17 protein-coding genes and 2 pseudogenes are annotated in these 24,757 nt (G+C 70.3%); 13 read left to right on the plus strand and 6 right to left on the minus strand.

The annotated features are described in order from the left end of the window. The first annotated feature begins 77 nt into the window (after positions 1–77). Positions 78–2,277 (plus strand): annotated as a pseudogene (locus ACIQ7Q_RS11385) (SpoIIE family protein phosphatase). Positions 2,278–2,388: 111 nt separating this feature from the next. On the opposite strand, the gene ACIQ7Q_RS11390 reads toward ACIQ7Q_RS11385, so the two are convergent. Continuing rightward, positions 2,389–3,492 (minus strand): enoyl-CoA hydratase/isomerase family protein, encoded by a 1,104-nt coding sequence (locus ACIQ7Q_RS11390; RefSeq protein WP_403858991.1) that lies wholly within the window; start codon positions 3,490–3,492, stop codon positions 2,389–2,391. A gap of 147 nt (positions 3,493–3,639) precedes the next feature. Between ACIQ7Q_RS11390 and ACIQ7Q_RS11395 the strand changes: the two genes are divergently transcribed. Together ACIQ7Q_RS11395 and ACIQ7Q_RS11400 are read left to right on the plus strand one after the other, a co-directional pair. Then, positions 3,640–4,806, plus strand: coding sequence for a serine hydrolase domain-containing protein (locus ACIQ7Q_RS11395; RefSeq protein ID WP_403858993.1), 1,167 nt, complete (start codon positions 3,640–3,642; stop codon positions 4,804–4,806). Between the two features lie 118 nt (positions 4,807–4,924). After that, positions 4,925–6,112, plus strand: a complete 1,188-nt coding sequence (locus ACIQ7Q_RS11400; RefSeq protein ID WP_403858995.1) for an acyl-CoA dehydrogenase family protein — start codon at positions 4,925–4,927, stop codon at positions 6,110–6,112. A 26-nt stretch (positions 6,113–6,138) separates the two neighbouring features. On the opposite strand, the gene ACIQ7Q_RS11405 is transcribed toward ACIQ7Q_RS11400, so the two are convergent. Continuing rightward, entirely contained in the window at positions 6,139–7,095 is a 957-nt protein-coding gene (locus tag ACIQ7Q_RS11405) for a DUF4344 domain-containing metallopeptidase (RefSeq protein ID WP_403859185.1), read from the minus strand. A 253-nt stretch (positions 7,096–7,348) separates the two neighbouring features. Continuing rightward, positions 7,349–7,840: a lamin tail domain-containing protein gene (locus tag ACIQ7Q_RS11410; protein ID WP_403858997.1), complete on the minus strand. Its 492-nt coding sequence runs from the start codon at positions 7,838–7,840 to the stop codon at positions 7,349–7,351. A gap of 745 nt (positions 7,841–8,585) precedes the next feature. Here ACIQ7Q_RS11410 and ACIQ7Q_RS11415 point away from each other — a divergent pair. Together ACIQ7Q_RS11415 and ACIQ7Q_RS11420 are read left to right on the plus strand one after the other, a co-directional pair. After that, a complete protein-coding gene (locus ACIQ7Q_RS11415) occupies positions 8,586–10,850 on the plus strand; it encodes a tetratricopeptide repeat protein (RefSeq protein WP_403858999.1) in 2,265 nt (754 codons plus the stop codon). A 54-nt stretch (positions 10,851–10,904) separates the two neighbouring features. Beyond that, positions 10,905–12,437 carry a phytoene desaturase family protein gene (locus ACIQ7Q_RS11420; RefSeq protein WP_403859001.1) on the plus strand — a complete coding sequence of 511 codons (1,533 nt, stop codon included), beginning with the start codon at positions 10,905–10,907 and terminating at the stop codon, positions 12,435–12,437. A gap of 52 nt (positions 12,438–12,489) precedes the next feature. On the opposite strand, the gene ACIQ7Q_RS11425 is transcribed toward ACIQ7Q_RS11420, so the two are convergent. Beyond that, a complete protein-coding gene (locus tag ACIQ7Q_RS11425; protein ID WP_403859003.1) occupies positions 12,490–14,325 on the minus strand; it encodes a serine hydrolase in 1,836 nt (611 codons plus the stop codon). A 160-nt stretch (positions 14,326–14,485) separates the two neighbouring features. On the opposite strand from ACIQ7Q_RS11425, the gene ACIQ7Q_RS11430 reads away from it, so the two are divergent. The 4 genes from ACIQ7Q_RS11430 (at position 14,486) to ACIQ7Q_RS11445 (ending at position 19,970) form a co-directional block, all read left to right on the plus strand. After that, positions 14,486–15,595 carry an NAD(P)H-dependent flavin oxidoreductase gene (locus ACIQ7Q_RS11430; RefSeq protein WP_403859005.1) on the plus strand — a complete coding sequence of 370 codons (1,110 nt, stop codon included), beginning with the start codon at positions 14,486–14,488 and terminating at the stop codon, positions 15,593–15,595. After that, positions 15,592–17,148, plus strand: a complete 1,557-nt coding sequence (locus tag ACIQ7Q_RS11435; RefSeq protein WP_403859007.1) for an acyl-CoA synthetase — start codon at positions 15,592–15,594, stop codon at positions 17,146–17,148. Before ACIQ7Q_RS11430 ends, ACIQ7Q_RS11435 begins: the two co-directional genes overlap by 4 nt. A gap of 98 nt (positions 17,149–17,246) precedes the next feature. Next, on the plus strand, positions 17,247–18,356 hold the full coding sequence (locus tag ACIQ7Q_RS11440; RefSeq protein WP_403859009.1) for a calcium:proton antiporter: 1,110 nt from the start codon (positions 17,247–17,249) through the stop codon (positions 18,354–18,356). 102 nt (positions 18,357–18,458) lie between these two features. Then, entirely contained in the window at positions 18,459–19,970 is a 1,512-nt protein-coding gene (locus ACIQ7Q_RS11445; RefSeq protein WP_403859011.1) for an acyl-CoA synthetase, read from the plus strand. On the opposite strand, the gene paaK is transcribed toward ACIQ7Q_RS11445, so the two are convergent. Beyond that, positions 19,948–21,243 (minus strand): phenylacetate--CoA ligase PaaK, encoded by a 1,296-nt coding sequence (paaK, locus tag ACIQ7Q_RS11450; RefSeq protein ID WP_403859013.1) that lies wholly within the window; start codon positions 21,241–21,243, stop codon positions 19,948–19,950. The two genes, ACIQ7Q_RS11445 and paaK, sit on opposite strands and share 23 nt — an antisense overlap. 244 nt (positions 21,244–21,487) lie before the next feature. Between paaK and ACIQ7Q_RS11455 the strand changes: the two genes are divergently transcribed. The 3 genes from ACIQ7Q_RS11455 to ACIQ7Q_RS11465 all read left to right on the plus strand — a co-directional run bounded on the left by ACIQ7Q_RS11455 (position 21,488) and on the right by ACIQ7Q_RS11465 (position 22,880). After that, complete coding sequence (locus ACIQ7Q_RS11455; RefSeq protein ID WP_403859015.1) at positions 21,488–22,012, plus strand: VOC family protein; 525 nt, start codon at positions 21,488–21,490, stop codon at positions 22,010–22,012. A 197-nt stretch (positions 22,013–22,209) separates the two neighbouring features. Beyond that, entirely contained in the window at positions 22,210–22,419 is a 210-nt protein-coding gene (locus ACIQ7Q_RS11460; RefSeq protein WP_403859017.1) for a hypothetical protein, read from the plus strand. Between the two features lie 140 nt (positions 22,420–22,559). Then, a complete protein-coding gene (locus ACIQ7Q_RS11465) occupies positions 22,560–22,880 on the plus strand; it encodes a hypothetical protein (RefSeq protein WP_403859019.1) in 321 nt (106 codons plus the stop codon). Between the two features lie 449 nt (positions 22,881–23,329). Here ACIQ7Q_RS11465 and ACIQ7Q_RS11470 read toward each other — a convergent pair whose 3' ends face one another. Then, complete coding sequence (locus ACIQ7Q_RS11470) at positions 23,330–23,593, minus strand: hypothetical protein (protein ID WP_403859021.1); 264 nt, start codon at positions 23,591–23,593, stop codon at positions 23,330–23,332. A 619-nt stretch (positions 23,594–24,212) separates the two neighbouring features. Between ACIQ7Q_RS11470 and ACIQ7Q_RS11475 the strand changes: the two are divergent. Continuing rightward, positions 24,213–24,554, plus strand: a pseudogene (locus ACIQ7Q_RS11475) (transposase); the annotation flags it as partial. Between the last annotated feature and the right edge of the window lie 203 nt (positions 24,555–24,757).

The following is a 24,757-nucleotide window of genomic DNA, read 5'->3' on the forward strand; positions in this document are numbered from 1 at the left end:
AGGGCCCCACCGTCGTCGTGCGGGATATGCCCGCAGCGGGCAGCCTTGGTCGTGAGCTGTGCGGAGGAGGTGGGCCCATGTCCGAGGAGGTCGCCTCCGGGTCCGCGGCGTCGGACGGAGGGGGCGAGGGCTCCCATCCCCTCCTTTCGCTCGCGCTCGCCGGGATGATGGACGACGTCCAGGCCCACTCCGGCGCCGTGTATCTGCTGTCGGACCCTGCAGGTGCTCGAGATGGCCGTCATGGCCGGCCTGCCCCGTGCCTTCGCGGCACCCTGGGAGCGCGTCGCGCTCACCTCGCGCCTCCCGTCGCCGAGGCCGTCCGTGAGCGGCGGTTCGTCTGGGTGCCCGGAGAGGACGACATGGCCCGGCGGTACCCCCGTGTCTCCGTCGTGCTGCCCTACCGCTTCGCGCTCGCCGCGCTGCCCGTGGCAACGGCGGACAGGGTGTACGGCGCCGTCTTCGTCACGTGGCCCGCGTCGCACCCGCCGGAGATCTCGGCCGGAGATCTCGGCCGGGGAGCGGGCCCACCTGATCGCGGCCCGCGACCGCCTCGCCCTGCGGCTCCAGCGGGCCGGCGAGAGGGCAATGACATCGTTCACGAGCCCGACTTCCTCGGCTCGGCGCCGATGGCGGGCGCCCGCGGCGCCGCCGAGGCCGTGGAGATGGTGGCCCGTGTCCCCGACGGCATGTGCGCGCTGGACGTCGACGGCCGTGTCACCTTCGCCAACACGGCCATGGCGGAACTGGTCGGCGCACAGGTGACCGAGCTGCTGGGCAGCACCCTGTGGACCACGCTGCCCTGGCTGAACGACCCGGTCTACGAGGACCGCTACCGCGCGGCCATGCTGAGCCAGCACAGCACGTCCTTCGTGGCGCTGCGCCCGCCGCAGGACTGGCTGTTGTTCCGGCTGCATCCCAGCAGGAGCGGTATCAGTGTCCAGGTCACCCCGGCCGACCGTACGGCGCGGGACGCGCCACTCGGGGGTCCGCGGGACGTGCCGGTGGTCGGTGACCCCCGGAGCCGGCCCGCCCGGTTGGTGGCCATCTCCCACCTGCTCAATCTGGCGAGCGCCCTGACGGAGGCCGTGGAGGTCTCCGACGTCGTCGAGCTGGTCGCCGACGAGATCATGCCCGCCGCCGGGAGCAGCACTCTGGTCATGCTGAGGCCCGACGTTCGGGCGGCTGCGCGTCCTGGGCCAGCGAGGCTACGAAGATCCGAGGGTCGTCGAACAATTCGACGGCATACTGCTGACCGCCCGAACGCCCGGTGCGCATGCGCTGGCGACCGGTGTTCCGTCGTTCTTCGAGTCGCGAGAGCAACTGGAGCGCCTGTATCCGGCGCGTGCCGCCACGCCGGACGGCATGGCCGCCTGGGCGTATCTGCCGCTGATCGCCTCCGGGCGCCCCGTCGGCACCTGCGTCCTCGGCTACGCGCAGCCGCACAGGTTCAGCACCGACGAGCGGGCCGTGCTCACCGGTCTCGGCGGGCTGATCGTTCAGGCCTTGGAGCGCGCCCGCCTCTACGACACGAAGCACCGTCTCGCCCACGGCCTGCAGGCCGCGCTGTTGCCGCACTCGCTGCCGAAGCTGCCCGGGCTCGAGGTCGCCGCACGCTATCTGGCGGGAACGCAGGGCATGGACATCGGCGGCGACTTCTACGACCTGATGCGCGGCAGCGCCGAAGGAGACCTGTTCCGCGGGGCGGTGCACGCGGAGGCGGCCGCTGTCATCGGCGACGTACAGGGCCACAATGCCGCCGCCGCCGGCCTGATGGGGCAGGTACGCACCGCGGTGCGGGCGTACACCGCGGTCGGGCAGCCGCCCGGCAGGGTTCTGGCGAGTACCAACCGGCTGCTCATCGACCTCGACGCCGAACTGCTGGCCAGCTGTGTCTACCTGCATCTGGACCTGCCCCACCACCGTGCCCTGCTCGCCCGAGCGGGTCACCCGCAACCGCTGTTGCGCGATCCGGGTGGCCTGGTCCACGTCCTCGACCTCACGGGCGGCCCGCTGCTGGGCATCGATCGGTTGTCGTTCTATCCGACCACCGCGGTGCCGCTGCTGCCGGGGTCCGTGCTGGTGCTGTACACGGACGGGCTGATCGAGACGCCCGGCGCCGACATCGACGACGGGCTGGCCGAGCTGGCCGAGCGGCTTGAGCAGGGAGCCGATCAGCCGCTGGATGCGCTGGCGGACAGCCTGATCGGCGACCGTGCCGAGGCGCCCACCCGCGGCGACGACATCGCGCTGCTGCTGCTGCTCCGTCCCCGGCGATGACGGGGTGCCCCGGCCCGAGGCGCGCGGCACTGTGCTCCCGCCCAGCGGGCGGCGCTGTCAGCCGCCGAGGTTCCGCGCGGGGTACCGCCCTCTCGTAGCCGGGCGGCGCTGTCAGCCCTCGAGCGACAGGCCGCGCGCCGCCCCCGGCTCGCGGTCTTCGAACGGGGCGAAGTGCCGGGCCACCTCGGAGTCGGCGACGTCCGCGAGGGCGGCCGGCGACCAGCGCGGGCTGCGGTCCTTGTCGACGACCTGCGCGCGGATTCCCTCGACCAGGTCGTGCGAGGAGAGCGCCGCGCACGAGACGCGGAACTCCTGTTCCAGAACCGCCTCGAGCTCTCCCAGCGCCCTGGCGCGGCGGATCGCGGCGAGCGTCACCTTCACGGCGGTGGGGGAGCGCATGAGGATCGTCTCCGCCGCTTCCTTGGCGGCGGTTTCTCCGCAGGAGGACAGCCGCTCGACGATCTCCTCGGCCGAGTCGGCGGCGTAGCAGTGGTCGATCCAGTGGCGGTGTGCGGCCAGCTCCGCCTCGGGCGCCGCAGCCTCGTGGCGCCGTACCGCCTCGGCAGCGTCGACCGTGGCCAGGGACGCGGTGAGGTCGGCAAGCCGATCGGAGGGTACGAAGTGGTCGGCGAGCGAGAGCAGCAGCGCGTCGCCCGCCCCGACCGCTTCGCCGGTCAGCGCCAGGTGCGTGCCCAGTTCACCGGGTGCCCGTGCCAGCAGGTGTGTCCCGCCGACATCGGGGACGAAACCGATCCCGGTCTCCGGCATGGCGACGGCGGACCGTTCCGTCACGACCCGCACGCTGCCGTGGGCGGACACACCGACGCCGCCGCCCATCACGATGCCGTCCATCAGGGCCACGTACGGCTTGGTGCAGCGCGCGATACGGGCGTTGAGCCGGTATTCGTCCCGCCAGAAGTCCACCGACGCGCGCCCGCCGCCGCGGGCGTCGTCGTGGATGGCTCGGATGTCGCCGCCCGCGCACAGCCCGCGCTCGCCCGCGCCGGCGATGACCACGACGTTGATCGCCTCGTCGATTTCCCAGGCGTCGAGTGCGGCGTGGACGGCGCGCACCATCGGGTGCGTGAGGGCGTTGATGGCGCGGGGCCGGTTGAGCGTGATGTACCCAGCGTGTCCCTCGGTGTGCAGGAGTACGGAGTCGTCGCGCAACGGACCTGACTTCTCGCGCGGCAGGTCCGGGTCGTCGAGGGCCATCGCTTCGTCCTTCCGGTCTGGATCTTCCGGGTCCATCCTCGCTCACCCACAAGGAACGTTCGGATGCCCCCTTCCCGGCCGGTCCGACCAGTCGGTATGTTCACTGGAGAGCAGGCGAGCGGGACAGGCGACGGAGGTTTGCCGGACATGGCGGAGCAACCCATCACGATCGAAGGCCACTGCGACGAGCGCTTCTCGGCGGTCCGTGCCGCCTTCGAGGAGAACTTCCGTGAGCGAGGAGAGCTCGGTGCCGCCGTGACCGTCCTGGTCGACGGCGAGAAGGCCGTCGACCTGTGGGGCGGCTGGGCCGACGGCGAAAGAACCCGCCCCTGGGAGAGGGGCACGCTGGTCAACGTGTGGTCCACGACCAAGGGCCCGACCGCGCTCTGCGCCCACCTGCTCGCCGACCGCGGTCTCCTCGACCTGGACGCGCCGGTCGCCCGCTACTGGCCCGAGTTCGCGGCGGCCGGCAAGGAGGGCGTCCTCGTGCGCCATCTGCTGTCCCACAGGGCGGGCCTCGCCGGGCTGCGCGAGCCGCACTCGATCGAGGAGCTCTACGACTGGGAGCTGACCTGCGCACGGCTGGCGGCCACGGAACCGTGGTGGGAGCCGGGCGCCGGCTCCGGCTATCACGCGCTGACGTACGGGCATCTCGTCGGCGAGGTGGTACGCAGGGTCACCGGCCTGATGCCGGGAGACTTCCTGCGGCAGGAGATCACCGGGCCCCTCGGAATCGACTTCACCATCGGCCTGCCGGAGGAGGAGACACGGCGGGTTGCCGAGCTGGTGCATCCGCCCGCCGGCGAGCGCAGTGAACAGGCGGCGATCTATGCCCAGTTGGAGCCTGTAGCGCTCGCCGCCCTGACCAATCCGCCCGTCGGGGTGGGGGCTGCCAACTCGGCGGGCTGGCGGGCCGCTCAGATTCCCGCCGCGAACGGCCACGGCACGGCCCGCGCCGTTGCCGCGCTGTACGGAATCCTCGCAGGGTGCGGCGAGCTCGACGGCCACCGTGTTCTGACGCCGGCGGCGGCGGAGCGCGTGCGCGAGGGCCAGGGAGCCTGCCGTGACCTGGTGCTGGGGGCAGGTTTCGCACATGACACCGAGGTCGGCCTCGGGCTCTGGCTGAGCGGCAAGAACGGTTCGTACGGGCCCAATCCGAGGGCGTTCGGCCACGACGGCTTCGGGGGCTCGTGCGGGCTCGCCGATCCGGAGGCGGGCATCGCCATGGGGTACGTCATGAACCGCATGGGCCCGCACATCGCCGACGACCCGCGCAAGATGGCCCTCATCGACGCCGTGTACGCCTGCCGGTAGCCCACAGGGCCACGGCTCTTCCGGCACCCACCACGGCACGGCCCTTCCGGATTCTTGCAACACGTTCTACTGTGTGCGCCGCCGCACAGGGACGGACCGTGAGACGCCTGGAGGGGCCGTGCACCTTCAATACACGCCGCAGCAGGAGCAGTTGCGCGCCGAGCTCCGTGACTACTTCGCCGGGCTCGTCCCCGACAACGCCTACGCGAGATACGCCGAGGCTGCCGCCCGTAAGCGCTTCTACCGTGAGACGATCCGCCGGCTCGGCGCCGACGGCTGGCTCGGGGTCGGCTGGCCGCAGGAGTACGGCGGCCGGGGGCTCAGCCCCATGGAGCAGTTCATCTTCTTCGACGAGGCGGCACAGGCCGGAGTGCCGCTGCCGTTGATGGCGCTCAACACCGTCGGTCCGACGATCATGCGATTCGGCACCCACGAGCAGAAGGACTACTTCCTGCCGAAGATCCTTTCCGGCGAGATCGACTTCGCCATCGGCTACAGCGAGCCCGACGCCGGCACCGACCTCGCCGCCCTGCGCACGCGGGCCGTGCGGGACGGCGACAGCTACGTGGTCAACGGACAGAAGATCTGGACCACCAACGGCGACACCGCCGACTGGGTCTGGCTCGCCGTCCGTACCACCCCGGTGGAACCAGGCGTACCGCCACACAAGGGCATCACCATGCTTCTCGTGCCGACGTCCGACCCGGGCTACTCCTGCACCCTCATCAACACCCTCGCCTCCCACGACACCACCGCCTCCTACTACGAGAACGTGCGTGTCCCCGTCTCCCATCGCGTCGGCGAGGAGAACAAGGGCTGGCGGCTGATCACCAACCAGCTCAACCACGAGCGCGTCACCCTGGCCGCCCACGGCACGATGGCGATCCGCGCCCTGCGGGACGTCCAGCGCTGGGCCGCGGACACCAAGCTCGCGGACGGTCGCCGCGTCATCGACCTCGGCTGGGTACGCGGCCGGCTCGCCCGCACCCACACACGTCTCGAGGCGATGAAGTTGCTCAACTGGCAGATGGTGAACGCCGTGCAGAACGGCACCCTCACCCCGCAGGACGCCTCGGCCGTCAAGGTCTACGGCTCCGAGGCCCGACGGGACGCCTATGCCTGGCTCATGGAGGTCGTCGGCGCGGCGGGCCCCCTCAAAGAAGGCTCGGCAGGGACGGTCCTCGGCGGCGAACTCGAGCGCGGCTACCGCACCGCGGTGATCTTCACCTTCGGCGGCGGCAACAACGAGATCCAGCGCGAGATCATCTCGTGGATCGGGCTCGGGATGCCGCGGGTCCGACGCTGAGGGATGCGGGCCGAGGCTTCGCGTGCTCACTGCCCGCCGCGGATCTTGTCGAGTTCCTTCTCGAAGGCCTCCGTCTCCTCGATCAAATTCTCGCGCGCGTTCTCCTGCGTCTTGTCGCCCTGATCCTTGAACGCCTCGCTGAAATGCGGCTTGAGCTGGGTCCACCAGCCGTAGTCCAGCATCGCCCATGCCTGCGGGCACAGCGGAGCACGGGTCTTCGGCAGATAGCCCGCACCGACCAAGGGCCCGTGGAACTTCTTCGGGTCGCTTCCCTCGAGGTAGCACAGGAAGTTGAAGACCCGTTGCTGCGTGACCGGGTGATCGCTCGAGAGACCTTCCAGCGTCAACTTGCCTTCCTCGCGGGCGATCTCGTCGAAAAGGATCGCTGCTGCCAACGACGGGTTCGGTCCGACCTCGTTGACGGTGTAGAACGACGCGAACCCGTCGGCGGCGTCCTCTTCGAGGCCGAGGTTCGGAAGCAGCAGCTGACGCTGCAGGGCATGGCCCATTTCGTGGCCGAAGATGAACTGCGTCGACAGCGCGGTCAGGTCGGCGGCGTTGTAACTGGCCTCGGGGAACAGGGCGGGACGCTTGACGGTCTTGACCACCTTGCCGAGGACCTCTTCGATCTGGGTGAGGAACGCAGGGGGGACGTAGATCGTCCTGCCGTCGGGCTGGGTCACCGCGTCCGTAACCCCCGGTGGGACCTTGTCGGTGACTCTCACGACCAGGTCGTTCGGGAGGGCGACCGACTTGTTCACCCAGCCGGCGACTTGCTCGAGCACGCGGGACTTCCGGATCACCGCCACGGCCTGACGGCCCTTCGGCTTGATCGTGTCGTGTTCATAAACGACCGTGACCTTGCCGTTCGCGTCAGCCTCGCTGCCGGCTCCGCCGCATGAGGCGACTGCGAAGCCGGCGAGGGCTAGCGCCCCCGCGGAAGCAGCCCGCACAACGGCCGAGTACCCGTGACTGCTCTGCACCCTGCTCAACTACTTCCTTGGTCGTGGCACTGGGGCGGGACTCGAAACTGGCATGGATGACGATCGCCAGACTCTGAGCCCGCAATGAGCATTATGCGGCGATTCCTGTCCTATGGGTTCGCGTCCTGGGTGGTGACACAGGTGTGCGCCGGGCGGTCGGACCGCCCGGCGCACACGGGTTCACAGCCTCACGGATTCACGCGGTACGGGTCGTCCTGTGTCGACGGGCGGACGGACCGGTCGCAGCTCTGTATCAGTGGCGGCGGTTCCAGGACTCGGTGTCGACGGTGTTGCCGCGGTGGTCCCGCAGGGTCGCCTTGTCGGAGTGGCTGTCCCACACGTAGTCGCGGCGGTCCTGGTAGAGGTCGGTGCGGGTGTCACGGCCCTGGCCGGTGTGGACGCGGACGGTCGCGCGGCCGGCGAGACGGAAGTCGTCGAAGCGGTAGCGGTTGCCGTCGCGGTCGCGCAGGGTCCAGCCGTCCAGGTTCACCGAACGGCGGGAGTTGTTGGTGATCTCGACCCATTCGGCGTTCAGGGACCGGTTGGAGCGGTGGTGGTGGTGTCCGGAGCTGCCGGCATTCACGTCGCTGATCTCGACCCGCGGGTCCTGGCTGTGGTGCCGACGGTCGCGGTCGAGGTCGCGGTCGCCGTCGTGGGCGGCGGCCGGCAGGGCAACGGCCGAGACGACGGCTCCGGTCGCGAGGGCGGTCGCGGCGATGCGACGAGCGGTCGAAGAAGCAGACATAGGTGATGTCCCCTCGAAAAACAGTGCCCCACCGGCCTCTACGGCTGGTGGCGGCAGTTGCGGGTTCCCGACCCAGGTGTGGGCCGAGAACCCAAACTGTGGAGCTTCGGTGAACCTCGTCGACACATGGACCGGCTCCAGTTACCAATTGCAGACATTTCCGTAACTGTCGGATGTGTGGATCAAACACATCGGGCGGGCGTGGCCCTGACATTCACTGATCACTACACCCACCCGTTCAACGGTCAACAGCAAGCCCTTACTCGCCGGACCGCACCACCCTGCGCGCCACCCCAGGGCCCACCCCGACGGAAGCTCCGATCTTGGTAACAGTCGTTCTGCACGTTTCTTCGCTCAGCTGATCCCACGTCGTGTGTCTGAGTGAACAGTTGGAGGCCCCACAGGGCGGGCGGCCGTAGATCAGGCGTCGAGCTTCTCCTCGGGCACGGACTCGAAGCGACGGAGGCGCATCTGTCGGGTCACCCCGACCCATGTGCGGCAGCGGCGTTGGACCGATTGAGCGGGGCCCCGGAGAGCGGTTCGACGCCGGTGGCCATGGGACTGCCGGCCGTGCCGCGTACCCTCCCGTATACGCTGGCGACCACCGCCCGCCCGGTCACCTTTTCGAAGCGATGGCGCGCCTCGGGCCGGGCGTACGTCCGGCCCCGTACAAACTACGCAGACGGGCCGCCATACTGGACCGGCCGGGGAGGGCGCAGCAGAGCGACGGGGGCGACAGCACGAGATGGCGGAAACCAGGCTGATCCAAGGCCGGTACCGACTGCTCGATCTCATCGGGCGCGGCGGCATGGGCGAAGTGTGGCGGGCCCACGACGAATCGCTCGGGCGGCATGTGGCCGTCAAGTGTCTGAAGCCGATCGGCTCCCAGCCCGACCAGTCCTTCTCCGGGGTGCTCGAGGAACGCTTCCGCCGCGAAGCCCGTGTCGCCGCGGCGCTCCAGCACCGGGGCGTCACCGTCGTACACGACTTCGGCGAGCACGAGGGCGTGCTCTATCTCGTCATGGAGCTCATCGAAGGCCGCAACCTCAGCCAACTCCTCGAGGACAACGCACAGCAGCCGCTGCCCGTCGGTGAAGTCGTCGACATCGCCGACCAGATCGCGGACGCACTCGACTACACCCACGAGCAGGGCATCGTGCACCGGGACCTCAAGCCCGCCAACATCATGCGGGTCACCGGCGGGGGCGTGAAGATCTGCGACTTCGGAATAGCGCGCCTGGGCGCGGACATCGGCTTCACGTCCAAGCTCACCGGCACCGGAATCGCCATGGGCACCCCGCACTACATGTCGCCCGAGCAGATCAGCGGCGGGGAGGTCGACCACCGGAGCGACCTGTACTCGCTGGGGTGCGTGCTCTACGAGCTCGCCACCGGCTCCCCGCCCTTTGACGTCGGCGACACCTGGTCGATCCTCGTCGGGCACCGGGACACCGAACCCCGGCCGTTGCGCGAGCACCGCGAGGAGATCCCCGAATTCCTCGACCTGATGGTGCTCGACCTGCTCGCCAAGACACCCGAGAAGAGGCCGGCCGCGGCGGGCGATCTGCGCCGGCGGATCGGCGCTGCCGGACGCTCGCGCCAGGTTGCCGCAGCCGTTCCGCTGCAGCGCGCCGCCCTGCCGGACAACGCACGCGAGCCCTCCCTTCCGTACTGGACACGCGGCATGACCTCCGGTCACAAGGCGACCGGTACCCGCACCGCGCACTTCACCCGGCCCGGCCACGACCCTGACGACCACGCGGCATTGCTGACCGGAGAGTGGACCACCCGCCCGGTGGCACACTCTGCCGTGCCCGGGGGCTCCCGGGTGCCCGCGCAGGGCACGGAGCGGCCGACCCCGCCGCCCGAGCTGCTCGCCGTCCTCGCCACGCGGCACAACGCGGGGCTGAGTCTCGGCCGCCTGGGCCGTTGGGAGGAGGCCGGCGAGGTGCACCGCGCGGTCGCCGCGGAGCGCGAGCAGCTGCTCGGACCCGACCACCCCGAGACCCTGTCCAGCCGATACGAGGTCGGCTTCAGCCTCAGCCGCACCGGCCGTGCGACGGACGCGCTCGAGGAGTTCGGGGGCGTCGCCGAGGGCCGCGAACGCGCCCTGGGCGCCGACCACCCCGACACGCTCGCAGCCCGCCAGGAGACCGCGTACGTGCTCGGCGGTCTCGGACGGCACACCGAGGCCGACCGCGTGTACGCGGCGGTCCTCGAGGCACGCGAACGCACCATGGGCGCCGACCATCCCGACACCCTGCGCTGCCGCCACAACCTCGCGTTCAACCTCAGCCGCATGGGCCGGATCGAGGAGTCGTACAGGATGGCGGAGGGTGTCGCCGCCGCCCGCGCGCGGGTGCTGGGCGCCGACCATCCCGACACCCTGGTCACCCGTTACGAGGTGGCCTATGCGCTCGGATTGACGGGACGGTGGCCCGAGGCGCTCGACACCTACCGGGACGTGGCCGCCGCCCGCTCCCGGACCCTGGGCCCGGACCATCCCGACACGCTCGCTGCCCGCTACGAGATCGGGATCTGCCTCGGCCGGCTCGGTCGCGGGGCGGAGGCCCTGGACGTCTACCGCGGACTCGTCGACGACCGCACGCGCGTCCACGGACCCGACGACCCCGAAACACTGCGCGCCCGGCACGGGCTGGGAGTGAACCTCGGCCGGCTCGCCCGCTGGCCTGAAGCGCTGGCCGAGGCACGGGAGGTGAGCGCCCTGCGCGAGCGGGTGCTCGGCCCCGACCATCCCGACACCCTCGTCAGCCACCGCGAGGTCGCCGTCGCGCTCGGCTGGCTGGCCCGCTGGCACGAGGCACTGAACGTCTACCAGCAGGTGGCGGGGGCCCGTGAGCGGGTGCTCGGCCCCGACCACCCCGACACGCTGGCCAGCCGCAACGACGAGGCGCACTGCCTGGAGCAGCTGGGCCGCCACACGGAGGCCGTCGAGCTGTACCGGCAGGTCGCCGCCCTGCGCGGGAGCGCGGCGGGGGAGACGAGCTAGGGGGTCGCCGCCCTGCGCGGGAGCGCGGCGGGAGAGACACGCTAAGGTCCGGCCATGCCTGCACATGCCTCGTACGACGTCGTGATCGTGGGCGGAGGCCACAACGGCCTGGTCGCCGCCGCCTATCTGGCTCGCGCCGGACGCTCAGTCCTCGTCCTGGAACGCATGCCGCGCACCGGTGGAGCGGCCGTGTCCACGCGTCCCTTCCCCGGTGTCGACGCCCGGTTGTCCCAGTTCTCCTATCTCGTCTCGCTGCTCCCCGACAAGATCGTGCGCGACCTGGAACTGGACTTCGCCGTGCGCAAGCGCACCGTCTCCTCCTACACGCCGAAGGGCAGCGGGGGCCTGGTCGTCGGCGGTGACCGCACTCGGCAGTCCTTCGCGGAGATCACCGGCGGGGACCGGGAGTACGCGGCCTGGCAGGAGTTCTACGGCATCACCGCAGACGTCGCCCGGCGGGTCTTCCCGACGCTGACGGAGCCGCTGCCCACGCGGGACGAGCTACGAGCCCGCGTCGACGACGAACAGGCCTGGCGCCTGCTCTTCGAGGAGCCGATCGGCGTCGCCGTCGAGAAGCGGTTCGCCGACGACCTGGTCCGTGGCGTGGTGCTCACCGACGCGCTGATCGGAACGTTCGCGGACGCCCACGATCCGTCCCTGGTGCAGAACCGCTGCTTCCTCTACCACGTCATCGGCGGCGGCACGGGCGACTGGGACGTACCGGTCGGCGGGATGGGAGCGCTCACGGACGCACTGGCAGCGGCGGCACGCGCCGCCGGTGCGGAGATCGTTCTCGAACACGAGGCCACCGCCGTCGAGACCGACGGGGAGCGGGCCGAGGTCACCTTCCGCGCCCCCGAGGGCGCCGGCACCGTCGCCGCCCGCCACGTGCTCGTGAACGCGTCACCGCAGGCACTGGCCGGGCTCCTCGGCGAGGAGGCTCCCGAGTCCGCGGAGGGGGCACAGCTGAAGGTCAACATGCTGCTGCGCCGGCTGCCGAGGCTGCGGGACCGGTCCGTGGATCCCAAGGACGCGTTCTCCGGGACGTTCCACGTCTCAGAGGGCTACGAGCAGTTGGCGGCCGCCTACCGGGAGGCGGCGTCCGGCAGGTTGCCGAGCGCCCCGCCGTCCGAGATCTACTGCCATTCGCTGACCGATCCCTCGATCCTGGCGCCGGAGCTCGTGGCGCAGGGCTACCAGACGCTGACGCTCTTCGGGCTGCACACCCCGGCCCGGCTGTTCGCCGCGGACAACGACCGGGCGCGTGCCGATCTGCTGGCGGCGACCCTTGCCGAGCTCGACTCGCATCTGGAGGAGCCGGTCGCCGACTGCCTCGCGCTCGACGGGAACGGCAACCCGTGCATCGAGGCGAAGACACCGCTCGACCTGGAGAAGGAGCTGCGGCTGCCCGGCGGCCATATCTTCCACCGCGATTTGTCCTGGCCGTACGCCACGCCCGCCACGGGCCGCTGGGGTGTCGAGACGGCGCACGCCAATGTGCTGCTGTGCGGCGCGGGCGCCGCCCGCGGCGGCGGCGTCAGCGGTGTGCCGGGGCACAACGCGGCCATGGCGGCGCTCGGCCGGTGAGGAGAGCGGCGCCGGCCTCTCGACCGGCGCCGCCGTGCGCCGTGACCGGTCGTCAGTCCCGCGAAGCGGTCCAGCCCTCGGCTTCGATCCGCGCGGCATCCTCGGGCCGCGCCTCGTCGAACACCGTGCCGCGGTTGCCGTCCTCGACACGGATCGCATCGACGTAGGCGCCCCGGCCGACGTAGAGCTGGTCGGTCGTGTACCGCCAGCGCAGCCGTACCGGCGCACCCCGCCACGCCGTGAGGTCGGCGGTGAGCCGGTGCCAGACGCGGCCGGACCAGCCGGTGGCCGAGCCCGCCGGGTGCGGCTCCTCCGCGCCGTTCCGGCGGGCCGTGGTGAAGGGGAGTGGCCGCCAGCTCGCCCCGTCGTCGGCGGACGCCTCCAGGAACATGGCGTCGACACCGGGCTCGGTGTCCCACCACAGGGAACACCTGAGCAGGGGGCGGTCGGAGGTGAGGGTGAGGGCGGGCAGGGTGAGCGTCGCCGCGGTGGAGCCGGCCATGCCCGAGAACCAGGCGGTGCGGCCGTGCTCGGGACGAACGGCGACGGCCCTGGCCATGTTGTTGGCGGCGGCCACCCGAGGGGCGCTTCCGGAGCGCCAGCTGCGTACCGGGTGCACGGAGTTGCCCAGAAGGATCAGGAAGGAGTCGGTGGTCGGGTCGAGGACGAGGCTGGTGCCGGTGAATCCGGTGTGGCCGGCGGTCCGCGGCGTCGCCATCGCGCCCATGTACCAGTGCTGGTAGAGCTCGAACCCGAGGCCGTGCTCGTCGCCCGGGAAGTCCGCGTTGAAGTCGGAGAACATCAGGTCGACGGAGGACGGGCTCAGGATGCGGATCCTGCCGTAGACACCGCCGTTGAGCAGCGTACGGGCGAGGACGGCGAGGTCCCAGGCGCACGAGAACACCCCGGCGTGGCCGGCGACACCGCCGAAGCTGTACGCGTTCTCGTCGTGGACCTCGCCCCACACCAGGCCGCGCTCGAGACCGGACCAGGGCAGCCGGGCGTCCTCGGTGGCCGCGATCCTGGGTTTCCAGGAGGCGGGCGGGTTGAACCGGGTGCGGTGCATCCCCAGTGGAGCGGTGATCTCGTCGTGGAGCAGTGCATCCAGCCGGTGACCGGTGATCTTCTCCAGGACCAGCTGGAGGGCGATCAGATTGAGATCCGAGTAGAGGTAGTCGGTACCGGGTGTGGTCGCCGGAGCCTCGTCCCACAGCCGCTGGAGTCGTGCCTCCTGCGTCGGCTCCTTGAACAGAGGGATCCAGGAGCGCAAGCCGGAGGTGTGCGTCAGCAGTTGGCGCACCGTGATGCCCTGCTTGCCCGCGCCCGCGAACTCGGGCACGTACGACGCGACCGCCGCCTCCAGCTCCAGCGCGCCCCGCTCGATCTGCTGCACCGCGAGGATCGAGGTGAACAGCTTGGAGACGGACGCCAGGTCGAACACGGTGTCCTCGACCATGTCGATCTGCTGGTCCGCGGGGAGCTCGACGGCGGTGTCGGTCTTCTCGTCGTACGCCGAGTAGCGCAGCGCTTTGCCGATCGCCCGGTGCAGCGCGACCGTGCCGCCGCGGCCGGCGAGCAGCACGGCCCCCGCGTACCAGGGGTGTTTGGGGGAGGGGGCCAGGAACTTCGCGGCGTCGGTGACCAGTTGGTCGAGAGGGCGAGGGAGCAGACCCGCCCGCTGGGGAGTGCCGTGCCGCAGGGTCGGCCGGTGTCCGGCGCCGCCGCCAGAGCTGCTGACGGCACTCGAGCCCCCCGCGGCCGGGCCGTCGTGAGGCTCGGCCGCCGCCGCGAAGGGGATCGGCGCGAGGGCGAGCGCGCCCCCCAGTGCCAGCATCCCGCCGCCCAGTCTCCGTCTGCTGATCCCTCTGCCCGCCGAGTCGTCGGTCATTCGGACCCCTCTCTGCGCGTCTTTGAAAGTATCTTTCGGATCTTCCACGGCAGGTGAAACTTTCTTGCCGCGTGAGAGGCCTGTCAACCACCGCAAAGAATCTGACGCAGCATCAGAAAATGTCTTCCCTCGTCCGGCGCCCTGCGGCATCCTGCCGCCCATGGAGACGGAGCTGAGCAGACAACTGGGCATCGAACACGCCATCTTCGGCTTCACACCGTTCCCCGCGGTGGCCGCCGCCATCACCCGTGCGGGCGGATTCGGCGTGCTCGGAGCCGTCCGCTACACCGCGCCGGACGATCTGAAGCGCGACCTGGACTGGATGCAGGACCACACCGACGGCAGGCCGTACGGACTCGACGTCGTCATGCCCGCCAAGAAGGTCGAAGGCGTCACCGAGGCGGACATCGAGGCGATGATCCCCGAGGGGCACCGCAGGTTCGTGACCGACACCCTCGCCAAACACGGCGTCCCCGAACTCGCAGAGGGCGAGGCCTCCGGCTGGCGCATCACCGGCTGGATGGAACAAGTCGCCCGCAGCCAGCTCGACGTCGCCTTCGACTACCCCGTCGGGCTCCTCGCCAACGCCCTCGGCCCACCGCCCGCCGATGTCGTCGCGCGCGCCCACGACCAGGGCATTCTGGTCGCTGCCCTCGCTGGAAGCGCCAAGCACGCCCGACGCCACGCCGAGGCGGGCATCGACGTCGTCGTCGCCCAGGGGTACGAGGCGGGCGGCCACACCGGCGAGATCGCCTCCATGGTGCTCACACCCGAAGTCGTCGACGCCGTCGCGCCCCTGCCCGTCCTCGCCGCCGGAGGCATCGGCAGCGGCGAACAGATCGCCGCCGGGCTCGCACTCGGCGCACAGGGCGTCTGGCTCGGCTCCCTGTGGCTCACCACCACGGAGGCGTCCCTCGGCTCTCGTACGCTCACCGCCAAACTGCTGGCCGCCGGCTCCGGCGACACCGTCCGCTCCCGCGCCCTCACCGGCAAACCCGCCCGCCAGCTGCGCACCGAGTGGACCGACGCCTGGGACGACCCGGCGGGGCCCGGCACCCTTCCCATGCCACTGCAAGGACTTCTTGTCGCGGAGGCCGTCTCCCGCATCCAGCGGCACGAGGTCGGACCGCTGCTCGGCACGCCCGTCGGCCAGATCGTCGGCCGGATGAACAGCGAACGCAGCGTTCGCGAGGTCTTCGACGACCTGACCCGCGGCTTCGAGCAGGCCGTGCACCGGATCAACCGCATCGCCGGAAGGAACGGCTCATGACCACCGACCCCACCGCCGGCGGCTTCTGGGCCCAAGCCGCCGCAGACCCCAGCCGTACGGTTCTGACCTGCCCCGACGGTACGCAGTGGACCGCCGGACGGCTGCACGCCGACGTCAACGCGCTCGTCCACGGCCTGCGCGCCGCCGGCCTCGAGCGCGGGGACGCCTTCGCCGTCGTCCTGCCCAACTGCGCGGAACTGATCACCGCCTACCTCGCCGCTGCCCAGGCCGGTTATTACCTCGTCCCGGTCAACCACCACCTCGTCGGGCCCGAGATCGCCTGGATCGTCTCCGACTCAGGAGCCAAGGCGCTCATCGCGCACGAACGCTTCGCCGCCGCGGCCACCCTCGCCGCCGACGAGGCGGGCCTGCCTCCGAGCCACCGCTACGCCGTCGGGACGATGGCCGGATTCCGCCCGTACGGCGACCTCCTCGACGGGCAGCCGGAGACCCCGCCCGAGGGCCGCACGCTCGGCTGGGTCATGAACTACACCTCCGGCACGACCGGCCGGCCCCGGGGTATCCGCCGCCCTCTGCCCGGCAAGCCACCCGAGGAGACCCACCTGGGCGGCTTCCTCGGCATCTTCGGCATCCGGCCCCACGAGGGGAACGTCCACCTCGTCTGCTCGCCGCTCTACCACACGGCTGTGCTGCAATTCGCGGCCGCGGCCCTGCACATCGGCCACCCCCTCGTCCTCATGGACAAGTGGACGCCGCAGGAGATGCTGCGCTTCATCGACACCCACCGGTGCACGCACACCCACATGGTGCCGACCCAGTTCCACCGGCTGCTCGCCCTCCCGGACGAGATCAGGAAGCGCTACGACGTCTCCTCGATGCGGCACGCCATCCACGGCGCCGCCCCCTGCCCCGACCACATCAAACGAGCCATGATCGACTGGTGGGGCAGCTGCGTCGAGGAGTACTACGCGGCCAGCGAAGGCGGCGGCGCGTTCGCGACCGCCGACGAATGGCTGAAGAAGCCCGGCACGGTCGGCAGAGCCTGGCCCATCAGCGAACTCGCCGTCTTCGACGACGAAGGCCGCCGGCTGCCGGCCGGGGAGATCGGCACCGTCTACATGAGGATGTCGACGGGCGGCTTCAGCTACCACAAGGACGAGACCAAGACCAGGAACAACCGCATCGGCGACTTCTTCACCGTCGGCGACCTCGGCCATCTCGACGAGGAGGGCTACCTCTTCCTGCACGACCGCAAAATCGACATGATCATCTCGGGCGGGGTCAACATCTACCCGGCCGAGATCGAGGCCGCCCTGCTCACCCACCCGGCCGTCGCCGACGCCGCCGCCTTCGGCATCCCGCACGCCGACTGGGGCGAGGAGGTCAAGGCCGTGGTGGAACCGGCGGAGGGTCATGCGGCAGGAGACGCCCTCGCGGCCGCGATCCTCACCCACTGCGAACGGCACCTGGCCGCCTACAAGCGCCCGAAGTCCCTCGACTTCATCGCCTCGATGCCGCGCGACCCCAACGGCAAGCTCTACAAGCGACGACTGCGCGCGCCGTACTGGGAGGGACACGACCGCGTCATGTGACCGACCAGCCCGGCGCCCGCGGGGCCGCTCATCGCGGGCGGGCCGTCCGCGGGCCCCTTATCGCGCGAGAGCCGCCCGCCACTGGCAGCCTGGTCCGTATGAGCGCGGTGAACATCAAGTCGATCCTGAGACGGTGGACCGTCTGGGTGCCGCTGGTCGCGGTCGTCGCCCTGGTGTTCAGCTGGGGCCGCGCCCTGCCGCCGTTCGCGGTCGTGGTCGTCGCGCTCTGCCTCGCCGGCGCCGTGCTCGCGGCGGTGCACCACGCCGAGATCGTCGCGTACCGGGTGGGGGAGCCCTTCGGGTCGCTGGTCCTCGCCGTCGCCGTGACCGTCATCGAGGTGGCACTCATCGTCACCCTGATGGTCGACGGGGGAGCGAAGTCGGCGTCCCTGGCCAGGGACACCGTCTTCGCCGCCGTCATGATCACCTGCAACGGGATCGTCGGACTGTCTCTCCTGGTGGCCGCGCTGCGCAACCGGGTGGCCGTCTTCAACGCGGAGGGATCGGGCGCCGCCCTCGCCACCGTCGCGACGCTCGCCACCCTCAGCCTGGTGCTCCCGACCTTCACCACCAGCAAACCCGGCCCCCAGTTCTCCTCGGCTCAGCTGACCTTCGCGGCCGTCGCCTCCTTGGGCCTGTACGGACTGTTCGTCGCGGTGCAGACCGTACGCCACAGGGATTACTTCGTCTCCGTCACCCACGACGGCGACATCAGGGACGAGGTCGACGACGAGCCCGCGCACGCCCCCGGCCGCTCGGCCGCTGTGCTCAGCCTCGTCATGCTGCTCGTCGCCCTGATCGCCGTCGTGGGCGACGCCAAGGCGGTGTCGCCCACCATCGAGTCCGGCGTCGAGTCGGCGGGTTTGCCGCACGCCGTCGTCGGCGTTGTCATCGCCCTGCTCGTCCTGCTGCCGGAGACGCTGGCCGCCGTGCGGGCTGCCCGTCGGGACCGGGTGCAGACGAGCCTGAACCTCGCGCTCGGCTCCGCCATGGCCAGCATCGGACTGACGATCCCGGCGATCGCGCTGGCCACCATCTGGCTGGAGGGACCGCTGCTGCTCGGCCTCAGCGCGACCCATATGGTGCTGCTCGCGCTCACCGTCGTCGTCGGCGCCCTGACCGTGGTGCCCGGTCGGGCCACGCTGCTCCAAGGCGGAGTGCATCTCGCGATCTTCGCCGCCTTCGTCTTCCTCGCGGTGAGCCCGTAGCCCACGAGCCCGTAAGCGCCTGAGCGTGGAACGGTCCCGGGCAACCGTCCGGTGGGTATCCAGAGTCTTGACGTTCCGTCACAGGCCGCACAGGATCACGTCATGACAGGCGCACACAGCAACACGGTCGACGCCGTCGTACGCCGCAGTGCCCGGCGCACACCCGGCCGTACCGCCGTGCGGTACGCCGACCGTACATGGACCTACGCCGAACTCGACGCGGCCGTCTCCACCGCGGCGGCCGTCCTCATGGAGCACGGCCTGCAACCGGGCGAACGGGTCGCCGCCTACGGCCACAACTCCGACGCCTACCTGATCGCCTTTCTCGCCTGCGCACGGGCCGGACTGGTCCACGTACCCGTCAACCACAACCTGACCGGTGACGACCTCGCCTACATTCTCGACCAGTCGGGAAGCTCCCTCGTCCTCGCCGACCCGGACCTCGCACCCCGGGTGGAGGGCAGGGCCCCGGTACGCGCGCTGCGCGGCAGCGACGACTCCCTGCTCGTGGAGCTCGCCCGTCCCCGCCCGTTCACCCAGGACCGGGAGCCTGCGGCCGAGGACCTTGTGCAGCTGCTGTACACCTCCGGCACGACCGCCCTGCCCAAGGGCGCGATGATGACTCACCGCGCGCTCGTCCACGAGTACGTCAGCGCCGTCACCGCCCTCGGTCTGCACGCCGCCGACCGGCCCGTCCACTCGCTGCCGCTCTACCACTCGGCCCAGATGCACGTCTTCCTGCTGCCCTACCTCGCGGTCGGCGCGGAGAACACCATCCTCGACGCGCCCGACGCCGGACAGATCTTCGACCTCGTCGAGGCGGGCCGCGCCGACAGCCTCTTCGCCCCGCCGACCGTCTGGATCGGCCTGGCCAACCACCCCGACTTCCCCACCCGCGACCTCAGCGCGCTGCGCAAGGCGTACTACGGCGCGTCGATCATGCCGGTGCCCGTGTTGGAACGGCTGCGTGCGCGCCTGCCGGGGCTCGCCTTCTACAACTGCTTCGGCCAGTCGGAGATCGGCCCCCTCGCCACCGTCCTCGGACCCGACGAGCACGAGGGCAGGATGGAGTCCTGCGGCCGGCCGGTGCTCTTCGTCGAGGCGAAGGTCGTCGACGAGAACGGCAAGGAGGTGGCGGACGGCACGCCGGGCGAGGTCGTCTACCGCTCACCGCAGCTGTGCGAGGGCTACTGGGACAAACCGGAGGAGACCGAAGAAGCCTTCCGCGACGGCTGGTTCCACTCCGGTGACCTCGCCGTCCGAGACAGCGAGGGCTACTTCACCGTCGTCGACCGGGTGAAGGACGTCATCAACTCCGGGGGAGTGCTGGTGGCCTCCCGGCAGGTCGAGGACGTCCTCTACACGCATCCGGCGGTGGCAGAGACCGCGGTCGTCGGCCTGCCGGACGAGCGTTGGATCGAGGCCGTCACCGCGGTCGTGGTGGCGCGTGGGGAGGTCACCGAGGCCGAACTGATCGCCCACGCACGGGACAGGCTCGCCCACCTCAAGGCCCCGAAGAAGGTCCTGTTCGTGGAGGGCCTCCCGCGCAACGCGAGCGGCAAGATCCTCAAGCGCGAGCTGCGGGACCGCTTCAGTGGCCCTGCTGCTTCCTGAGGTCGACGATCCGCTTGATCTTGCCGACCGACCGCTCCAGCGTTCCGGGGTCGACCACCTCCACTCCGACCGACACCCCGACCCCGTCCTTGACGGCTGCCGCGATGGCCCGCTCCGCCGCCGCCCGCTGCTCCCCGGTGGCCTCCCCGCGAGCCTCCGCGCGCACAGTGAGCGCGTCCAGGCGGCCCTCGCGGGACAGCCGGAGCTGGAAGTGCGGTGCGACATGCTCGGTGCGCAGCACGATCTCCTCGATCTGGGTCGGGAAGAGGTTCACCCCGCGCAGAATCACCATGTCGTCGCTGCGGCCGGTCACCTTCTCCATCCGCCGGAAGACACGCGCGGTGCCGGGCAGCAGACGCGTCAAGTCCCTTGTGCGGTAACGGATCACGGGCATGGCTTCCTTGGTGAGCGAGGTGAACACCAGCTCACCCCCCTGGCCGTCCGGCAGCACCTCACCGGTGAACGGGTCGACGATCTCCGGAAGGAAGTGGTCCTCCCAGATATGGAGGCCGTCCTTGGTCTCGACGCACTCCTGCGCCACACCCGGGCCCATCACCTCCGAGAGCCCGTATATGTCCACGGCGTCGATCGCGAACCGTTCCTCGATCTCGCGGCGCATCTCCTCGGTCCACGGCTCCGCGCCGAAGATTCCCACCTTGAGTGACGTCGTGCGCGGATCGACGCCCTGGCGCTCGAACTCGTCGAGGATGGTGAGCATGTACGAGGGGGTGACCATGATGATCTCGGGCCGGAAGTCGGTGATCAGCTGCACCTGGCGGGCCGTCATGCCGCCGGACGCGGGAATGACCGTGCAGCCGAGCCGCTCGGCCCCGTAGTGCGCGCCGAGGCCGCCGGTGAACAGGCCGTAGCCGTAGGCGACATGTACCTTGTGGCCGGGGCGCGCACCGGCGGCGCGCAGGGAGCGCGCCACCACGTCGGCCCAGGTGTCCAGGTCCCGCTGCGTGTAACCGACGATGGTGGGCCGGCCCGTCGTACCGCTGGAGGCATGGATACGGCGGACCTGCGACTGGTCGACGGCGAACATCCCGAACGGGTAGTGATCGCGCAGGTCGGTCTTGGCGGTGAAGGGGAAGCGGGCCAGGTCCGAGAGCGTACGGCAGTCCTCCGGCCGCAGGCCCGCCTTGTCGAAGGATTCGCGGTAGAAGGCGACGTTCTCGTACGCGTGGCACAGGGTCGCGCGCAGCCGCTCCAGCTGCAGGGCCTCCAACTCCTCGCGGCCGAGCCGCTCAGCCGCGTCCAACAGGTCCGTCATCCGCGTACTCCCGTCCCGCACCGCACATCCCGAACATCCCGAACCGGACGACCGATCATTCGGTCGACCCGTTCGGGATCAGTAATTCAGCCCCTCCCGCCGTCCGTCAAGGCATCGAGGGAAGGGCATTCCCCCTGTGCCGCCGACACGCTGCCACGACCGTGGGGCAGCGCGATCCGCTGGGAACAGGGAAGATGCGGGACAGCAGTTGAAACCCGCAATCAAAATCCGTGAAGGAGCCGCGATGCCCCAGCCCGAGGGAGCAGAGCTAGAGGCCGTACGCGCCCGCCGCGAGGAGCTGCGCAGGCGCTACCTGCGGGACCCGGGCGACCGGCCCAGGACGACGGCGCGAGGCGTCCACCACGTGGCCTTCATCTGCCGTGACGTGGAGGAAACCGTCCGCTTCTACCAGGAGTTCCTGGGATTTCCGTTGGTGGAGATCGTGGAGAACCGGGACTACCGCGGTTCCACCCACTTCTTCTTCGACATCGGCAACGGCAATCTGCTCGGCTTCTTCGACTTCCCCGGTCACGACCATCCGCCGGCGAAGGAGACGATCGGCGGCGTCCAGCACCTGGCCCTGTCGGTGGACGCCGAGCAGTTCGTCGCGGCCCGCAAGGCGCTGGACGAGGCCGGCGTGGAGTACGTCGGCCCGGACCGGGGTGTCGAGGACAGCCTCTACATCCCCGACCCGAACGGTGTGCCGCTGGAGCTGTACCGCGAGCGGCTCGGCGTCTTCAACGGCGAGCGGATCCTGCCGAATGAGTGAGCTGATCCGGCCTTGGGGACCAACGGGACAGCCAGTAACGCTAAGCACTTGATCATGGATGGCCGATAGGGCGTGACGGTCCTTCAGCGCCGCACTCTCCGGCCCCGCGCCGCAAGGCGGATCACGGCTGGCGTACGCGCGCATGAACAACGCCTTCCTCTTCTGGCACAAGATCAGCGACTAGGGAATGCAGCCCCATGAGCCACACCACCGAAACTCCGGCCACCGCGCAGCCGCGTTACTTCACCAAACCCGGAGAAGGCATCCAGGTCGTCCACAACCTCAAGGACCCCACCCCCTACACCGACCTCGGCTACGAAGAGGTGGACGAGGCCGCCTACGAGGCCACTCAGCCCGACCTCGGCCAGCCGCCCGAACTCGGCACGCCCTGCGCCCCGGCCGACTGACCCTGCCGAACCCGGACTGCCCCAGGCAACGCGTCCACGCCCTGTCCCCAGTCCGAGCGAACAGTGCACCGCGAACCGGTGAACCGTCCCCTGTCCGTCAAGAGACACGTCAGGAACACCGAGAACACCGGGAGAACCCCTTGCGGAAGATCCTCACCTCCATCGGCACGCTGGCCGCCGCCGGCCTGCTCACCGTCGGGCTGACCACACCGGCGAGCGCGGCCACGGGAACCCTGTACATCACCCAGAACGGCCAGACGACGGCCCACACCAACCCGACCGGCCGCACCTGCTACGCCAGCGACTCCACCAAGGGAGACGTCACCTTCTCCAACAGGACGGACCAGCCGTCCTACGTGACCGACAACAAATGCAGGAATCTCATCGCCGGAGACCACTTCCTGCGCAGCGGCCAGACCCGCACCCTGCCCGCCGGAACCGCGGTGGTATGGCCGTCCTGAAGATTCAGATGAAGATCTTGAGGGTCTGGCCCTGCCGCACGAGCGGCAGGGCCAGACCCGTTCTGCCGCGATGGACGAGTGGGGTGGGACGACCGTCGGACCGGACGTGCGGGATACCTGTCGGGGTTCGATCCCGAATGAAGCGTGTCCGCGTTCCTGACCGAGCATCGGAAAGCGTCGAGCGTAAGGGCATCGAGGCCGCGCAGCGCCTCCATCGACACGGCCGGACGCTCGATCGGACCATGGCCCGGCTCCACGGCTGTCACCGTCTCGACCGCCGCCTGCTACCGCAGCCCGCCAAACGGGAGGCCTCCTCGGGCGCCGGGGAGCGCCACTCGTGCGGTGCTTGGGCGCCGGTGCCAGCCGATCACTCGCGGCCGGTGTCGGCCTTCCCGCGCGGGCCAAAGGCACGAGCGTTCCTGCGGTGCCGTGGTTTCGAGCGGGCGTTCCTACTGCGTGGTGTCGTCGACGCAAACGGCGTAGGCCTGGACGGTGCCCTCGATGTCGCCTTCGTTCACGGCACGCGCGAGCCACGTATCGGGCAGGTTGGGGTCGGGGTAGGTGATCTCGTTGGTGAAGCTGGCGTCGCTGGGAAGGGTGACGATGCCTCCGCCGGTGGTCACTTTGCCTTCCGGGCAGGTGGCGATGGCGTTGACGGTATTGCCGGGAACCGCGGTCACAGGGTTTCCCACCACGACCTCGCGGCCCGTCACAGTCCCCGGTCCTGTGGCCCCGGTTGCACCCGTCGCACCCGTGTCGCCAGTCGGGCCCGTCGGACCGGTTGCCCCGGTCGGTCCGGTGTCGCCGGTCGGTCCGGCGTCCCCCGCAGGTACGGGGGGCCCTGTGGGGCCGGTTGCTCCGGTGGGGCCGACCGCACCGTCTTGGCATCTGTCGTCGTCGCCCGCTGCCTCGAGGAGGGCCTTGGGGTGGTCGGGCCGTTCCTGGCATTCGTCGTCGGCGCTTGAGGGGCCTGCTGCGGCGGCCGTGTTTGTCGCGGTGCTGTGGCTAGTGGCGATGGCGGGTGTTGCGATGCCGGTGAGGACGAGGGCGAGGGATGCGATGGCGCCGCCGGTCCTGACGTGCCGTCTGGGGATGGGGCCGAGGAAAGTTCTGGGCCTGTTCTCGGGTGTCACGCGCTGCTCCTTGTGAGGCCGGTTCGAGTGAAGCGCCGGAAGCCGGTGGAGGCCTCCTCGGGCGCCGGGGAGCGCCACTCGGGCGGTGCTTGGGCGCCGGTGCCAGCCGATCACTCGCGGCCGGTGTCGGCCTTCCCACGAGGGCCAAAGGAGCGAGCGGTCTCCCCTCGCGCAGGCGATCGGCGACCGGGCTCCGTACGTACCGCGAGTCGGAGTCGGACGGCCTCGCACCCGGCCCGACCGTGTCCTGGCGGACAAGGCCTACACGTCGCGGAGGAACCGCCGTTACCTGCGACGACGCGGAATCGGGCACACCATCCCCGAGCGTCTCGACCAGCGCAGACACCGGCAGAATCGAGGCTCCCGAGGCGGTCGGCCCACCGGTTTCGACAGCGAGCGCTACAAGAAGCGCAACACCGTCGAACGGGCCATCAACCGGTTGAAGGGCTTCCGCGCCGTCGCCACCCGCTACGAGAAACGCGCCTACATCTACCTCGGCACCGTCACCCTCGAGGCCCTCACGATCTGGCTCCGCACATGATCCGAGAAACAGCGCCAATACACCTAGAGCGCTCAGGGGCCAAGTAAAACGCTCATGCACACCACCGAGGGCCCCTTCCGTACGGAGGATCGGACCCTATCTGTCGTCAAACCCTGTCAGCAATCGCCATCGGATCTGATTGGATTCGGGCCGCCGCGAACCCCCGGATTGCGCGGGTTCATTGGACGTCCGCCCCCCTGTCG

Source organism: Streptomyces sp. NPDC096176, assembly GCF_044763255.1.
Taxonomy (GTDB): Bacteria; Actinomycetota; Actinomycetes; order Streptomycetales; family Streptomycetaceae; genus Streptomyces.

What these genes read in the sequence shown, in the direction of transcription:
- ACIQ7Q_RS11390 (WP_403858991.1), bottom strand. Translation starts at nt 3,492, where the DNA reads ATGGCCCTCGACGACCCGGACCTGCCGCGCGAGAAGTCAGGTCCGTTG.
- ACIQ7Q_RS11395 (WP_403858993.1), top strand. Translation starts at nt 3,640, where the DNA reads ATGGCGGAGCAACCCATCACGATCGAAGGCCACTGCGACGAGCGCTTC.
- ACIQ7Q_RS11410 (WP_403858997.1), bottom strand. Translation starts at nt 7,840, where the DNA reads ATGTCTGCTTCTTCGACCGCTCGTCGCATCGCCGCGACCGCCCTCGCG.
- ACIQ7Q_RS11415 (WP_403858999.1), top strand. Translation starts at nt 8,586, where the DNA reads ATGGCGGAAACCAGGCTGATCCAAGGCCGGTACCGACTGCTCGATCTC.
- ACIQ7Q_RS11420 (WP_403859001.1), top strand. Translation starts at nt 10,905, where the DNA reads ATGCCTGCACATGCCTCGTACGACGTCGTGATCGTGGGCGGAGGCCAC.
- ACIQ7Q_RS11425 (WP_403859003.1), bottom strand. Translation starts at nt 14,325, where the DNA reads ATGACCGACGACTCGGCGGGCAGAGGGATCAGCAGACGGAGACTGGGC.
- ACIQ7Q_RS11430 (WP_403859005.1), top strand. Translation starts at nt 14,486, where the DNA reads ATGGAGACGGAGCTGAGCAGACAACTGGGCATCGAACACGCCATCTTC.
- ACIQ7Q_RS11435 (WP_403859007.1), top strand. Translation starts at nt 15,592, where the DNA reads ATGACCACCGACCCCACCGCCGGCGGCTTCTGGGCCCAAGCCGCCGCA.
- ACIQ7Q_RS11440 (WP_403859009.1), top strand. Translation starts at nt 17,247, where the DNA reads ATGAGCGCGGTGAACATCAAGTCGATCCTGAGACGGTGGACCGTCTGG.
- ACIQ7Q_RS11445 (WP_403859011.1), top strand. Translation starts at nt 18,459, where the DNA reads ATGACAGGCGCACACAGCAACACGGTCGACGCCGTCGTACGCCGCAGT.
- paaK (WP_403859013.1), bottom strand. Translation starts at nt 21,243, where the DNA reads ATGACGGACCTGTTGGACGCGGCTGAGCGGCTCGGCCGCGAGGAGTTG.
- ACIQ7Q_RS11455 (WP_403859015.1), top strand. Translation starts at nt 21,488, where the DNA reads ATGCCCCAGCCCGAGGGAGCAGAGCTAGAGGCCGTACGCGCCCGCCGC.
- ACIQ7Q_RS11460 (WP_403859017.1), top strand. Translation starts at nt 22,210, where the DNA reads ATGAGCCACACCACCGAAACTCCGGCCACCGCGCAGCCGCGTTACTTC.